General features: G+C 64.2%; 14 protein-coding genes. 8 read left to right on the plus strand and 6 right to left on the minus strand.

Annotated features, from left to right (window positions below; all coding sequences use genetic code 11):
- The first annotated feature begins 9 nt into the window (after nucleotides 1–9).
- The 4 genes from RX329_RS09450 (at nucleotide 10) to RX329_RS09465 (ending at nucleotide 2228) form a co-directional block, all read left to right on the plus strand.
- Nucleotides 10–504, plus strand: a complete 495-nt coding sequence (locus tag RX329_RS09450; protein WP_026232626.1) for a type II 3-dehydroquinate dehydratase — start codon at nucleotides 10–12, stop codon at nucleotides 502–504.
- A gap of 14 nt (nucleotides 505–518) precedes the next feature.
- On the plus strand, nucleotides 519–1175 hold the full coding sequence (locus tag RX329_RS09455; RefSeq protein ID WP_026232627.1) for a hypothetical protein: 657 nt from the start codon (nucleotides 519–521) through the stop codon (nucleotides 1173–1175).
- A 335-nt stretch (nucleotides 1176–1510) separates the two neighbouring features.
- Nucleotides 1511–1672, plus strand: coding sequence for a DUF2934 domain-containing protein (locus RX329_RS09460; protein WP_018453920.1), 162 nt, complete (start codon nucleotides 1511–1513; stop codon nucleotides 1670–1672).
- 268 nt (nucleotides 1673–1940) lie between these two features.
- Nucleotides 1941–2228 (plus strand): DUF2934 domain-containing protein, encoded by a 288-nt coding sequence (locus RX329_RS09465; protein ID WP_085394208.1) that lies wholly within the window; start codon nucleotides 1941–1943, stop codon nucleotides 2226–2228.
- Between the two features lie 285 nt (nucleotides 2229–2513).
- Here the strand turns inward: RX329_RS09465 and RX329_RS09470 are convergent, their stop codons facing one another.
- A complete protein-coding gene (locus tag RX329_RS09470; protein ID WP_018453922.1) occupies nucleotides 2514–3245 on the minus strand; it encodes a DUF3750 domain-containing protein in 732 nt (243 codons plus the stop codon).
- A 121-nt stretch (nucleotides 3246–3366) separates the two neighbouring features.
- Here RX329_RS09470 and RX329_RS09475 point away from each other — a divergent pair, with 121 nt between their 5' ends.
- Complete coding sequence (locus RX329_RS09475) at nucleotides 3367–3627, plus strand: hypothetical protein (protein WP_007595982.1); 261 nt, start codon at nucleotides 3367–3369, stop codon at nucleotides 3625–3627.
- A 160-nt stretch (nucleotides 3628–3787) separates the two neighbouring features.
- Here the strand turns inward: RX329_RS09475 and RX329_RS09480 are convergent, their stop codons facing one another.
- Entirely contained in the window at nucleotides 3788–4018 is a 231-nt protein-coding gene (locus RX329_RS09480) for a hypothetical protein (RefSeq protein ID WP_094183527.1), read from the minus strand.
- Here RX329_RS09480 and RX329_RS09485 point away from each other — a divergent pair.
- Nucleotides 4017–7133, plus strand: coding sequence for a DEAD/DEAH box helicase (locus RX329_RS09485; protein WP_317245753.1), 3117 nt, complete (start codon nucleotides 4017–4019; stop codon nucleotides 7131–7133). The genes RX329_RS09480 and RX329_RS09485 overlap by 2 nt on opposite strands.
- Before the next feature lie 3 nt (nucleotides 7134–7136).
- On the opposite strand, the gene RX329_RS09490 is transcribed toward RX329_RS09485, so the two are convergent.
- From RX329_RS09490 to RX329_RS09505, 4 genes are all read right to left on the minus strand, one after another.
- A complete protein-coding gene (locus tag RX329_RS09490) occupies nucleotides 7137–8408 on the minus strand; it encodes a DUF892 family protein (RefSeq protein ID WP_018453925.1) in 1272 nt (423 codons plus the stop codon).
- 147 nt (nucleotides 8409–8555) lie between these two features.
- Nucleotides 8556–8849 (minus strand): hypothetical protein, encoded by a 294-nt coding sequence (locus RX329_RS09495; RefSeq protein WP_317245754.1) that lies wholly within the window; start codon nucleotides 8847–8849, stop codon nucleotides 8556–8558.
- Nucleotides 8850–8954: 105 nt separating this feature from the next.
- Entirely contained in the window at nucleotides 8955–11192 is a 2238-nt protein-coding gene (gene glgX, locus RX329_RS09500; RefSeq protein ID WP_317245755.1) for a glycogen debranching protein GlgX, read from the minus strand.
- Nucleotides 11193–11235: 43 nt separating this feature from the next.
- The gene (locus RX329_RS09505) at nucleotides 11236–11493 is read right to left on the minus strand and encodes a DUF3606 domain-containing protein (protein ID WP_018453928.1); all 258 of its coding nucleotides are present in this window, start codon (nucleotides 11491–11493) and stop codon (nucleotides 11236–11238) included.
- Between the two features lie 278 nt (nucleotides 11494–11771).
- On the opposite strand from RX329_RS09505, the gene treZ reads away from it, so the two are divergent.
- Nucleotides 11772–13583 carry a malto-oligosyltrehalose trehalohydrolase gene (treZ, locus tag RX329_RS09510; RefSeq protein ID WP_317245756.1) on the plus strand — a complete coding sequence of 604 codons (1812 nt, stop codon included), beginning with the start codon at nucleotides 11772–11774 and terminating at the stop codon, nucleotides 13581–13583.
- A 63-nt stretch (nucleotides 13584–13646) separates the two neighbouring features.
- Nucleotides 13647–14504 (plus strand): SDR family oxidoreductase, encoded by an 858-nt coding sequence (locus tag RX329_RS09515; RefSeq protein WP_317245757.1) that lies wholly within the window; start codon nucleotides 13647–13649, stop codon nucleotides 14502–14504.
- The last annotated feature ends 25 nt before the right edge of the window (nucleotides 14505–14529 follow it).

Consider the following 14529-nt stretch of genomic DNA (forward strand, 5'->3'; position numbering starts at 1 on the left):
CAAGCCAAAATGGCCGCAAGGATCATGATCCTCAACGGACCCAATCTCAATTTCCTCGGCATCCGCGAGCCCCACATCTACGGCTCGACGACGCTCGGGGAGATCGAGGCGAGCTGCAAGGCGCTGGCCGACCAGCTCGGGGTTTCGATGTCGTTCCATCAATCGAACATGGAGGGCGAACTCGTCAGCCTGATCCAGTCCGCCCATGGCAACGCGGACGCCATCATCATGAACCCCGCGGCCTATTCATTCACCTCGATCGCGCTGATCGATGCGCTGAAGATTTTCGAGGGTGTAAAGATCGAGGTGCATATCTCGAACATTCACGCGCGGGACGAGCTGCACCGCCACTCGATCACGTCGAGCGCCTCCACGGCAGTCATTTGCGGCCTGGGTCCCTATGGTTATCTCGCCGCGATGCTCGCGGCGGTCCAACGGCTAGGGCAATTGCCTGCGACCATCGCACCGGCTCTGCACGGGCTTGCGGCCGGCGGCAAGGCGTAGGCATGGAGGGCGGGATGCGCGGCACGGGATTTCTCGCCATCTGGAGCGACGTCGAGGCTCACGACCTGACCGACTACCGGCACTGGCTGACGCGTGAGCACACGACCGAGCGCGTGACGACGAAGGGCTTCCTGGCATCGCGTGTCTTCCGCGCGGCAAGGGACGACATCAACCGCTTCTTCATTCTGTACGAGCTGGGGACGCCGGAGGTCCTCGACGGCGAGGCTTATCTGGCGCGCCTCAACGCACCGACGCCGTGGTCCCGGCGAATCATGCCGAAGCTTGGCAATTTCATGCGGGGCGGCGGCGTCATGATTGCGCGGGGAGGGCGGGGCGAGGGCGCATCGATCGTGGCGCTGCGGATCGAGACGTTGCCGAAGGATCCCCAGGGTCTGGCTCAGGCGCTCGTTGCGTGCGACGGGGTTGCCGCGGTGCAGATCGGCGCGACCGACGAGGCGCGGACATCGGTCCGGACGACCGAGAAGGGCATGCGGAAGAACGAGGGCTTTTTCGCCGGACTTTTGCTGATCGAGGCGCTCGACGTCGCGTCGTTGCAGGGCGCCTTGCGGAAAGCCGCGGAAATTGCCCCCGACGTCATGGCCGGGGCGAGCGAGCCGGAAGTTTATCAAAGCATGTTTGCGCTCGAGGCCCGTATCGCAGATTTCGGCTGATGACAACGTTCTCGCTCGCCGCGGTGACTTGCTCGAGCTTGCGCCGCCTGCTGCCCGACGTCAGATTCGTCTGGATTGCTGGCTCACGTGGCATCCCGATACCTGAGGAACGCTCCGCGTCAGGAGTGCACCGCTCCATCCCGAGGCCTGTAAAGGCGGCGAGAGCGGGCTTCGTTCGAGCTCGCGTGTTCGCCGCTCCGGGCTAGGAACTCTTGCGCACCATCGAGGGTTGACTCAGCGGGCCAGCGTCGCCGCCGATTTGCTGGCCTGCACGGCCCCGCCTCCAAGCCCCCATACCCCCCAGGGTGGGGCCGTGTCTCTTCGCAGGAGATGCAATGCCGGAGCCGACCGATCACGACATCAGAGAACGCGCGCACCGCTTGTGGGAACAGGCGGGCAAGCCGGAAGGCCGCGAGGACGAGTTCTGGCACGCGGCCGAGCAGGAGTTGCGCAACGAGGACAAGTCGAACCCGATGCGGACGCCGGATACGCTGTGACCAACAAGGGCTGCCCATTCTGCCACGGTCTGGGATGGGTCTGCGTAAACCATCCGCTCCGCGCCTGGAGCGAGGGATTGGGCGGCTGCCGCTGTGGTGAGGGCATGCCCTGCACCTGCAACACGACGGAAGATCCCGAAACAAGAGTGGTGATCGTCGAAGCTGACACGACCTGGCATTGAAGGCGGAACAGAAGCCTTCCAGCAGGAATTGAGGTTGTGAGCAGCACGGGCTGCGACGCAGGCCGGTGGCTACGGCGGGGTTTGCGGTGGATGAGCAGCAAAAGATAGAGCACCAGATCGAACTCGCAACGCGAGCGGCTGCGCTCGTTAAAGACGAAACCACCGTCCAGCGATTCAGGAGTTTCGCCGAGGAGCTGAAGCAAAAGCTCCTTCGCATGATGCGGCGCGGCAAGGTACGAGCGCGCGCGTACGAGCTCTGGGAGCAGGCCGGTCGCCCGGCCGATCGCGATGTGGAGTTCTGGGTCGAAGCGGAACGGCAGATCGAAGAAGAGCGCGATCAGCGGAAGCTTTCGGACTCCTCAGACAAACGATAGTAGCTGGCGCTGCCGGTAGCCACATCGGCAGCGAACAAGCTCGGCCGCGCGTTCCTGGACAGAGAAAAAGCCGCCGAGCTCTTCACCCTGGCGGCTTCAAAAGTTCGTAGCTGTTGGTCGCCTCTCCAGCCTCATGCGTACCGCCGTTACCTTGTTTGCGGCCATGCAGGATCAATCTACGCGACGGCGCTCGATTCTGCTGTGACCTGAAGCACACATTGGAAGGACGATGTGTCGGGAAGCCTGGGAGGGCACCGACTTTGATGGGACGGCCCCGTCATTGGCCTATGCGCCGGCCGCGACACCGAGGCGGCCTATGCCTGGAAGCTTCAGCGCGGGGCGGCGGATGTCGAGGCCGAGCACCGCGCCGAGGAAATTGATCTCGACCCCTTCGACCCAGCCGATGGTCATGCCGAGATAGCCCGACAGCGAGGCGTAGAGCCCGGTGCCGGACGCCGTGATGCCGGCCCAGCGTCCGCTGTAGGGAAAGTCCTTGCCGATAGCGGTCGGCGGCAGCACGGCACGCAGCTCGGGAACAGCATCCAGCGCCGCCTGCACGAAGGTGTTGGAATTCGGTCCCGGCCAGGCGCTGTAGTCGCCATAGGCGCGGAACTTGTAATTCTCGATGACGGCACGGATCTTCGGAATCAGCGCTTCGGCCCGCGCGCCATCGACGGCGACCACCGTTTCCGGGAGGGCTCCGAACCAGCGGCCGTCGGGCGGAAAGCCGTTGCTGCGAACAGGGTCGCCCCAGGCCGTGTAGTCGTATCGGCTATAGGTTGTGGCGCCCTTCTCCTTGACGACGATCCAGGTGTGGACGGCAAAAATACTGCGCCAGCGCACGGTGCGCGCGGCGAACACTCGGATCAGCGCATCCGGATTGGCCGATGCGGGCGGCAGCAGGCCGGCGCTGGAGCGATCCGCCGTCTGCCAATTGCCGCGGCCGTCGCCGCGCAAATAATAGCGGCCGGCCGACACGCCGATCGGCAGGAAGATCAGCAGCAGGAACAGAATCAAGGATTTCCTCAAGGGCAAACGGCGATCAGGCGGGACGATGCCACCAATATAGTTCGCAAGGCACGCCGCGCCAGCGCTCTCCTGCTCTTGCATTCGGGTGGTGCGGCCATATGTTGCGTCCATGAGGAAGTTGTCGCTCGTCGAGGACCAGGCCATCCAAGCGCGAATCGCGTACATCGCGGGCGCCGAGATTTTCGATCGCCTCTTCGCCGGCATCCGGTTCGACGAAATCGACGGCAATCTGCTGTTTGCCATTGCCAGCGACGAAGACTGCGCGGCCGAGATCGAGGACGAGTTCTCGCACCAGCTCGCTGTGGTCGCCACGCACATCCTCGCGCAGAGCGTGGACGTGGTCGTCGTGCTGCCGAAGGTTCTGCAATAGCCGCCTGCCCGTTAGCCTTCTGCCCGTTCAGGCCGCTTGCCTTTGCCCCCTGTCTCTGCTTTTCAACGCAATTGCAAAATTGTAATGACGTCAGTGGGCGCTCAAGCCCGAAGGCGCGTTATCGACGGAGCTCGACGGGAGGGCTCGTCGTCGCTCGCCTCTATTTGCGAAACAAAGTTGGATACACATTGGCGCCCACCAGCAAAGCCCGGGCCACGACCGGCGCGATAAAGACAAAAAGCAAGAGCTCGAAAAGCGTAGGCTCGATAAGCAAGAGCGCGAAGAGCACGAGTTCGAAAAGCAAGAGCTCGAAAAGTACCAGCTCGACAAGCAAGCGCCCGGACAAGAGCGCCTCGCGTTCCGCGGTCGCCTCCTCATCGCCGCTCGGCATGCTGGCGCTGCATCTGCTCGAGCAGTGGGAGAAGTCCGGCCGCGACGGCCTCGTCTTCCTCTGCGACGACGAGAGTAGGGCGGAGCGGCTGGGCGGCGTGATCCACGCCCTCGATCCCTCGGTCGACGTGCTGGTGTTTCCGCGCCTGAACACGCTGCCCTTCGACGGCCTCGAACCCTCCCGCGAGATCGCGGGCCGGCGCAGCTCGGTGCTGCGGCGTCTCGCCAAGACAAAGAAGCCCGTCTTCCTGGTGTCCACCGCGGAAGCCATCATGGAACGGCTGCCGCTGCCGGCGAGCTGGTCGCGGTCGAGCCTCACGCTGAAGGTGGGCGCGCCCTATTCCGAGACCGAGCTGGAGACGCGGCTGGAAGCTCTCGGCTACGATCTCGACGAAGAGGCGGAGTATCCGGGCGGTGTCCTGTTCCATGGCAAGACGTTCGAAGTGTTTCCCGCCGGCGCACTCGCTCCCTTCCGGATCGAGCATTCCGGCGACACGATCCGCAAGATCGTCGCGGTTGATCCCATCGAGCACGAGGTCGTCTACGAGACCCCGGAATTGATCATAGATCCCATGTCCGAGCGGATCGCTCTGGGAGCTACGCGCGGACAGCGGGCGACACTGCCTGATTATTGCAGCCGCGCGCGATGGATCGCGGATGCCGGGGTATCGGCTCACGCCGAGAGCTGGCAGGGCACGATCGAGGACGCTGCCGGCCGCAGGGATGCGGAACGCGAATATCTGGGGCAGGCGGACTGGAAGCAGCTGAAGAAGCGCATCAGCGTGCTGCCGCGCAAGGCGGCCTTCATCTCGACGCCGGAGTTCTCGAAGCTGGCCTCGCCTCGCAAGGCGCTTCGCGCCTTCGTCGCCGACATGCAGCGCGGCGGATCGCGGCTGCTGTTCGTCGCGGCCGTCGAGGACGACCTTCGCGCGATGGAGCGCATGAGCGGCATCAAGGCGGAGCGCCTGGCCGATTGGAGCGAGGTGACGAAGGCACGGAGCCGCGAAGGCGCGCTGCTGGCCGATTTCGACGCGGGGTTCATTGGCGCCGGCCGCAAGCCGCTCGTCGTCGTGACCGCGTCCGACGTGCTCGGCAGCCGAGCCCATCATCCGCAGCCGATGGCGCGCGCCTGGAATCCGGCTTTCGATCATCCCGACGTGCCGGAAAAGGGCGCCGCGATCGTCCATCTGCAACGCGGGCTCGCCGTGCTCGATGGCTTGCAGACCCTGGATATGGGCAAGGGATCGCGACGCGAGATGATCAGGCTCAAATTCGCGGGCGACAATGCCGTGCTCGTACCGCCCTCCGATCTTGCCGTGATCTGGCCTTATGCCGGCGAGCCCGGGAAGCTGACGCTGGACAAGGCGGACGGCAGCAGCTGGTGGGCGCGGCGCACCGAGGCGGAAGCGGAAATCCAGGTCGCCGCTAAGGCGCTCGCCAAACACATCAGCCAGCGCCTCCGCCGTCGTGCACCCAAACTGGTGCCGCCGGGGCCGGCTTACGAAAAATTCGTCGCCCGGTTCCCCTATTTCACGACAGTGGACCAGGCCCAGGCGATTCAAGACGTCCTCGACGATCTTGCGGCGGGCCACCCCATGGACAGGGTGATCTGCGGTGACGTCGGCTTCGGCAAGACCGAGGTCGCGCTGCGGGCGGCGGCCGCAGTGGCGCTGTCCGGCAAGCAGGTGGCGATCGCGGCGCCGACGACCGTGCTGGCGCGGCAGCATGTCGAAACCTTCCGCAAGCGGTTCGGCCCTCTCGGCATCGAGGTGGGAAGCCTGTCACGAGCCAGTTCAGGCCCGGAGACGCGAGAGACCAAGGAGGGGCTGCGGCGCGGCATGCTGAAAGTCGTGGTCGGCACGCAGGCGCTTGCGGCAAAGGACGTGAAGTTCGCCGACCTCGGCCTCGTCATCATCGACGAAGAGCAGCACTTCGGCGCGGCCGAGAAGGCGAAGCTTTCAGGCCTCGCCAAGGGTGTCCATTCGCTGTGGATGAGCGCCACGCCGATCCCGCGCACGCTCGCGGCGGGTCTTGCCGGCTTCAGGGATCTTAGCGTCATCGCCTCGCCGCCGGTTCATCGCCTTCCCATCGTGACCAGGATCGCGCCGCTGTCCGATGCTGCCATTGCCGCAGCGCTGCTCCGCGAGCGCAGGCGGCACGGTCAGAGCTTCCTGATCTGCCCACGCATCCAGGATCTGGAGCCGATGCTGGCGCGGGTGCAATCGGTGGCGCCGGAGCTGCGCATCGTCTGTCTTCACGGCAGACTGCCCGTGGACGAGATCGACGATCGCATGATGAGTTTCGTCGATGGCGAGGCGGATGTGCTGCTGGCGACCAATATCGTGGAAAGCGGTCTCGATATTCCGCGCGCGAACACCATCGTGGTGTGCTGGCCCGAAAAGTTCGGACTTGCGCAGCTGCATCAGCTCAGGGGGCGAGTGGGACGCGGCGGCACGCGCGCCTTTGCTCATCTGCTCACGGAAGCGACCTCGGAGCAGTCCGAGAAGCGTCTGGCGGTATTGGAGGAGTTCAGCAAGCCGGGCGCCGGCTTTGCGATCAGCGAGCGCGACCTCGACCTCAGGGGCGCCGGCGATCTGTTCTCGGAACAGCAGTCCGGCCACGTCCAGGTGTTCGGACCCGTGCTCTACAGTCATCTGCTGAAGCGGGCGTCCGAGCGAGGCAGCGATACCGGGGCCGATCTGTGGGTGCCCGATCTCAATATGCCGCTGGCCGACATGCTGCCTGAAGGCTACGTGCAATCGGAAGCGGTCCGGCTCGAGATCTATGGCCGCGCTGCCAGGTGCCGAAGCGACGACGATCTGGAAGATCTGGAGGAGGAGATCTCGCGTCGTTTCGGCAGGCTGCCGCCGGAGGCCCGCGACTTCTTCGCATCCGCCAGGCTCCGGATCGATTGCAAACGGCGCGGCATCGTCAGGCTCGATGTCGGGCCCGAGGCCGTCGCCGCGACATTCCTGCCGGGGCGGCTGCGGAAATTCAGCGGAAAGTCCGAGGCACGATCGCTGCAGCGCGACGGCGACCGCGTTGTTCACGCCGGCCGCCGCGACCAGGATCCGTTCAGCCGGGTCGAGGAGTTTCTCGACCTGCTGGACGGCTAGGGATCATTCGGTCTGCTCGACTGCCGCGGGCATTTTCGCCACCGACATCAGCGAGCGAGCCACCTGGTTGAGAAGCTGATCGGCGTTCTCCTCCTCGGCGAGCGATTTCGACAGCAGGGCGACAATGGCACTGTGGCGAAGCTGCTGGGCGAGGTTGCGCGCCGTGGTATAGCCCGCGATCTCGTAATGCTCGACGCGCTGCGCTGCGCCGATCAGGGCGAGGTCGGCCGCCGCGTCCTCCTTGTCCTCGCCCTCGGCCATGATCTCCTGGCCTTCCTCGACGAGGCCCATCATGCCCTTGCAGGGCTTGGCGCGGGCGGATTTACCGAGCATTTCGAAGCATTCGTTGATGCGCTCGACCTGCGCTTCGGTCTCGGCGAGGTGCTGCTCGAACAGCTCGCGCAACTGATCGAAGCGGGCGGCCTCCGCCATCTTGGGAAGCGCCTTGGTCAATTGCTTCTCGGCATGCAGGATATCGCGCAGCTCGTTGATGAGCAGATCGCCGAGACCCGCTTCGTCCGCGGGCGGCGAGCTCTCGGTGACGATGGCCGAGGCCGGACCCGGTTCGCCCGCCTGGATCGCCGGCGACTCCGTGAACACCCAGTCGCCGCCCTCGTTCCACGGGCCGCGCGTGTCGATCTCGCCATGGTCGCCGGCGCCGGTGGAATCGTTGAAGAACTGGTCCACGAGGCCGGGCGTCGGCGCGATGCGGCCGATGCTGAACGCTGGCTTGCCCATGCTCTCGAGCGCGAGCGCGAACGCCTTCATGTGCGTGATCTCGCGGGTCATCAGGAACTGCAGCGCGTCCTTGCTGCCGGCGTCGTCGCAGAAATTGATCAGCCGCTCGTAGACGATCTTGGCCCGCGCCTCCGCGGCGATGTTGCTGCGCAGATCGACGTCAAGCTCGCCGGTGATCTTCAGATAGTCGGCGGTCCAGGCATTGCCCTGGGAGTTGAAGAGATTGACGCCGCCGCCGCCGGCGATGGCGATGAGGGGATCGGCTTCGGCCGCCTGGCGGTCGAATTTCGACGGCTTGAGATGCATCCGCGCCAGCGTGCCGACCACTTCCAGATGGCTGAGCTCTTCGGTGCCGATGTCCATCAGCAGGTCCTTGCGATCGGGATCCTCGCAGTTCAACCCCTGGATCGAGTACTGCATCGCGGCGGCGAGCTCGCCATTGGCGCCGCCGAACTGCTCCAGCAGCATGTTGCCGAAGCGGGGATCCGGCTCGTCGACGCGAACGGTGAACATCAGCTTCTTGACGTGGTGATACATGGTGGGGACTCTCGTATTGGGAGGACAGGAAAGAGGATGTCTTCCGAACGGGCGGCTTTAGCGTTCGTTCCTCGCGAAACGACCTGCGCCGATGATATCGGGCGCAGGTCGTTCGAAGTCGATCGGCAGGATCGTGGGCGTATTCGCTTAGCGCTGGTCCGGACGCTTGGCGGGCGGCCCATTCTTGTTGCCTGGCGCGCCCTGAATATTCGACGGGTCCTGCGACTGCACGGCGGTGTTGCCAGTGGAGCTCGTCGAACTCGATCCGACGGTCTGACCAGGCTTGGCGGCCGGCCCGTTCTTGTTGCCGGGCTGCCCGGCAATGCCGGCACCCGAATTCTGCGCGCTCGGCGCGGACGAAACGTCAGGCTTGCTGGCCTGCGCCCAGGCTGCTCCAGGCAGCGCGAGAGCGGCGAGGATAACGGCACCTGTGAACTTCATCTCGGTGTTCTCCGACTGATGCCCCATCTACTCGAACGCCGATAACCTGCGTGCGTTCCCTGTCGTCATCAACTCGAAAGCGTCGGCTCACCGTGTCACGACCAATTACCCCGGCAGCGGCGCCTCCACGACGTCCAGCAGCGCGCCGAGGCCCTGGCGCAGGCGGCGCGTGGCGATGGTTTCGGTGGCGAGACCGAACACCACGAGGGATCGCCCCGTCATCGCATAAACGTGCCCGAACTCGAATGCGGGCATTTGCCCCTCCGGTTGATTGGTGTCGATCAACCCGATCCAGCTGCGTCCCTCGGCGACTGCGGGCAAGGTGAAATTCACGACGTCGTAATGGGCGTTGTAGATCAGCAGCATGGTTGCGTCCGAGCCGCGGCGCTTGATCCCAGTCTCCTGGGCGCGGCCGTCGAGCAGCAGGCCGAAACATTTGGCGTTACCGTCCTGCCACTGGTCCGTCGTCATTTCCTCCCCGGACGGCGCGAGCCACGTCACGTCCTTCACGTCCAGCTCTTCATTGTGGGAGCCGACCAGGAAGCGGCTGCGGTAAAGAATCGGAAATGCCTTGCGCGTGGCGATCAGCTTGCGCGTGAATTCGCGCAGGCTGCGGCCATTTGCGGTGATGCGGAGCCAGTCGAGCCATGTGATCTCGTTGTCCTGGGCGTACGCGTTGTTGTTGCCGTGTTGGGTGTGTCCGAATTCGTCGCCGGCAAGCAGCATAGGCGTGCCGTGCGACAACAGCATGGTCGCCAGCAGATTGCGCTTTTGGCGCTCGCGCAGCGCCGTGATGTCCGGATCGTCCGTCGGTCCCTCGGCGCCGCAATTCCAGGAATGATTGTTGCTGTGGCCGTCGCGATTATCCTCACCATTGGCTTCGTTGTGCTTGTCGTTGTACGAGACGAGGTCATTGAGATTGAAGCCGTCATGGGCTGTGACGAAGTTGACGCTGGCCCATGGCCGGCGGCCGCGCTTGTTGAAGAGATCGCCGGATCCGGACACGCGCTTGGCGAAGTCCGCGATCGATCCCTCGTCGCCCTTCCAGAAGGCGCGCACGGTGTCCCTGAACTTGTCGTTCCACTCCGCCCATCCCGGCGGAAACTGACCGACCTGATAGCCGCCCGGACCGATGTCCCAGGGCTCGGCGATCAGCTTGACGCTGGAAAGCACGGGGTCCTGCCGGCAGGCATCGAGGAAGCCGCCGCCTTCATCGAACCCGTAAGGTTCGCGCGCCAGGATGGTGGCGAGATCGAAGCGGAAACCGTCGACCCGCATCTCGGTCGCCCAGTAGCGCAGGGAATCCGCGACCAGTTGCAGCACGCGTGGATGCGACAGGTTCACCGTGTTCCCGGTACCGGTGTCGTTGATGTAGTAGCGCTGCTGGTCCGGCAGCAGGCGGTAATAGCTGGCGTTGTCGATGCCCTTGAACGAGAGGGTTGGGCCGAGCTCGTTTCCTTCAGCGGTGTGATTGTAGACGACGTCGAGGATGACCTCGACGCCATGGGCGTGGAACTGGTTGACCATGGCCTTGAATTCGTTCGCGAACGGCGTCCTGAGGTAACGCGGCTCCGGCGCGAAGAAGGCAAGGGAGTTGTAGCCCCAGTAATTGCGCAAGCCTTTCTCGACCAGATAGCTGTCGTCAACGAAGGCATGGATCGGCAACAATTCTGCACTGGTAATGCCAAGCGAGCGCAGGTAGGCCGGAACTTCCGAGTGCGCGAGACCGGAGAACGTGCCGCGGTCTGCGTCGGGCACCAGCGGATGCAACTGGGTAAACCCCTTGACGTGCATCTCGTAGACGATCGTCCGCTCCCACGGCACTTCCGGCTTGCGCGCGGCGCCCCAGGTGAAGGCCGGGTCGATGACACGGCATTTCTGCATCAAGGGCGCGCTGTCGCGTTCGTCGTAGGAGAGATCCTTGTCGGCATGGTCGAGCTGGTAGCCGAACAGCTCCGGTCCCCAGCGCAACCGGCCGACCAGCTGCTTGGCGTAGGGATCGAGCACGAGCTTGTTGGGATTGAAGCGGTGTCCAGCGTCGGGTTCGTAGGGGCCATGGACGCGGTAGCCGTAGACGGTGCCGGGGCGGGCCGAGGGCAAATAGCCGTGCCAGACTTCGTCGGTATATTCGGGGAGTTCGATCCGCTCCAGTTCGGTTTCGCCGCTGTCGTCGAACAGGCAGAGTTCGACCTTGGTGGCATGGGCTGAAAACAGCGCGAAATTGACGCCGAGCCCGTCCCAGGTGGCGCCGAGCGGAAACGGCTTGCCCTCGCTGATGCGGGAGCGGCGCAGGCTCGAGGCCGCCCGCGTCAGGGTGTCGTCTGAATGTACCGTTTGATCCATCGCTGCCCCCGAATAGCCCCTGAAGAATTTGGTGAGGTTGCCGTCACTTCCGCGTCGCCTGCTCGCCGACGGTCGCAGAAGTAATCACCGCGACAGGAGGCACATCGTCCGGCTTCGGCAGCGTGGTTGCCCTTTGCAGCGCCGCCTCCTTGCTGATAGCCGCAATCGAGTTGCCAATCCGCTCGACGATGCTGGTCAGCTCTGCGTCGGATAGTCCGAGACGCTTTCTGACGAGGCGCACCTGAGTACGGTCGGCCAGGTCGAGCTTGTTGCGGATCGGCTGTGGCTTCGAGCGGCGCATGACGAAAACTCCCGTGTGGAGTTGCAACCGTCGCCCCGGCGATTCCGTTCCCTGTTTGCAACTTGATCTTCCCCAACCCATCGTCGCCGCACCTCGGCCCAAAAGTGCACACAACGCACATGGCGCATCGGTGTGGCGCCGGCCTGAGGAACGAATGCCCACATCTCGGCTTCTCCCGTTGAGCATGCTCAAGCGATCGTAAAATCGAGCCTCGCGAAGCGTGCCGTAACTTCCAGCCATGCACGCAAAGGCGGCCAGGTTTGAGTCACAGTTTGGGAATGGCTGGGCCAGCGCGACACCACGGCCCTCGATGCCTCGACCACGGGGTCTGCTTCAATCTGTGGGCGCCGACGGCGCAATCGGTCGAATTGCTCGAAGCCGGCCGGCCGCCACTCCGGATGATGCGCGACCACGATGGCTGGTACCAGGCGTTGAGTCCCGCCGCGCATGTCGGCACGCGCTATCAGTTCAGGATCAACGAAGACCTGGTCGTTCCCGATCCCGCCTCGTTCTTCCAGCCGGACGACGTCGGGGCCTCGAGCGAGGTGGTGGACACTGCGGCGTTCCGAGACTCGGTGCTCTATCCCGGCCGCCCTTGGGCGGAGGCCGTGATCTACGAGTTGCACGTCGGCACCTTCAGTGAGGAGGGCACCTATGCCGGCGTCGAGAAGAAGTTGCCCTATCTGCGCGATCTCGGCATTACCGCAATCGAGCTGATGCCGCTCAATGATGTCCCCGGCCGGCACAATTGGGGCTATGACGGCGTGCTGCTGAATGCGCCGAATGCGCGCTACGGCAGGCCGGAAGACCTCAAGCGGCTGTTACGCGCGGCGCATGCCCTCGACATCATGGTCTATCTCGATGTTGTCTATAACCATTTCGGACCGCAGCTGAACTATCTGCACCTCTATGCGGAAAGTTTCTTTACCGCGCGCCACAGCACCGGCTGGGGCCCTGCCGTCAACCTCGAGGGACACGACGGCGCGTTCGTGCGCGAGTTCCTGATCGAGAACGCGTTGATGTGGCTGCGCGACTACGGGTTCGACGGCTTGCGGCTCGACGCCGTTCACGCCCTGAAGGACGATTCCGACCGCCATTTCCTGATCGAGCTTGCCGAGACGGTTCGCAGTCAGCTGCCGGACCGGCGCGTGCATCTGATGCTGGAGAACGAGGCCAATCAGGCCCGCCTGCTCGACCGTGCTCAGGGGCGAACCCGGCTCTATGACGCGCAATGGGGCGATGATTTTCACAACGCGCTCCACGTCCTGTTGACGGGCGAGGACGAAGGCTATTATCGCGCGTTCGCAGACAGGCCGCTTGAACATCTCGCGCGAGCGCTCACCGAGGGCTTTGCCTACCAGGGCGAAATCTTTCCGCTGCATGACGAACCGCGCGGCGAGCCGAGCGCGCATCTGCCGCCTGATGCCACCATCTTCTTCGCCCAGAACCACGACCAGATCGGCAACCGCGCGCTCGGGGAGCGGCTTTCCGCGCTGGTCGGTCCGGAGAAGCTGGACCAGGCCATGGCACTGGTTCTCTTGAACCCGCATATTCCCCTGTTGTTCATGGGTGAGGAAGCCGCGGCCGAGACGCCATTCCTGTTTTTCGCAGACTGGTCCGGCGAAGCTGCCGAGCTGACGCGGGAAGGGCGGCGCAAGGAGTTCGCGCACTTCAAGGCGTTCTCGACGCCCGGCATGCGCGCCAGGATTCCGGATCCGTGCGATGAAAAAACCTTCGGGGCATCGAAGCTCGACTGGGCCGGCATCGACCGCTCTCCCGCCAGCGCCAGGTTTCGCGGCCTCACAGCCCGATTGCTGAAGATACGGCGCGAGAAGATCGTTCCGCTGATCAAACGGGGTTTCGTTTCGGCTCATTGCAGGTTGCTGGGGGAGAACCAGCGTAAGGGCGGCCTGGATGCCCGTTGGCGGACGCAGAAGGGAGACATCTTGCAGATTGTTGCCAATTTCGCCGACCACGAACTGCCCATGCCGGCGCTGGTCGCGGGCGAGAACCTATGGCGATTGGGCGCCGCCGACGCGCCAGCGCTGTTGCCGAGCGACATCATCGTGCGGCTTGGCCACGAGGCGTGATGGAACCGCGAGGAACGCTTCCGAAAGCTTTCCGTTAGCGGAGTAAATCCCTGGAGCCACTCCATGACCGAATATCCAAAGCCGCCTTATCCGTCCCAGCAGCAATCGATGCCCGGTTCGACCCGCGCGATGAATCCACGACCGGATCACGGCGAAGAGAGTTACAAGGGCTCCGGGCGACTGTCCGGAAAGAAGGCAATCATCACCGGTGGCGACAGTGGCATCGGCCGCGCGGTCGCGATCGCCTATGCCCGGGAAGGTGCCGACATCGTCATCGCCTATTTGAACGAGGACGAGGATGCCGCTGAGGTCAAGTCGCTGGTGGAGCGCGAGGGACGCAAGGTCGTCCTGATCCCCGGCGACATCCGCAATCCCGATCATTGTCGCGCGATCATCCAGCGCACCGTCGAGGCGTTCGGCGCAATAGACGTCCTCGTCAACAACGCGGCGCATCAGGACACGTTCAAGGAGATCGCTGAGATCAGCGACGAGGAATGGCAGCGGACGTTCGAGACCAACATTCACGCCATGTTCTATCTCACCAAGGCTGCGGTCCCCCACATGCGCCCGGGAGCGGCGATCATCAACACCGCGTCGGTGAACTCCGACATGCCGAATCCGACCCTGCTGGCCTATGCCACGACCAAGGGCGCCATTCAGAACTTTACCGGCGGGCTCGCGCAGATGCTGGCGGCGAAGGGCATTCGGGTCAATGCGGTCGCTCCGGGTCCGATCTGGACGCCGCTGATTCCGTCGACGATGCCGGAGGACAAAGTCAAGAACTTCGGCAAGCAAGTGCCGATGCAACGGGCCGGCCAACCGGCCGAACTTGCGACCGCCTATGTCATGCTCGCCGATCCACTCTCGAGCTACACGTCGGGAGCGACCCTGGCGGTCACCGGCGGCAAGCCGTTCATCTGACCGAACCTGCAACGAGAACGTGGCA

The organism is Bradyrhizobium sp. BWC-3-1 (assembly GCF_032917965.1).
In the GTDB taxonomy this organism is placed as follows: Bacteria; Pseudomonadota; Alphaproteobacteria; order Rhizobiales; family Xanthobacteraceae; genus Bradyrhizobium; species Bradyrhizobium canariense_D.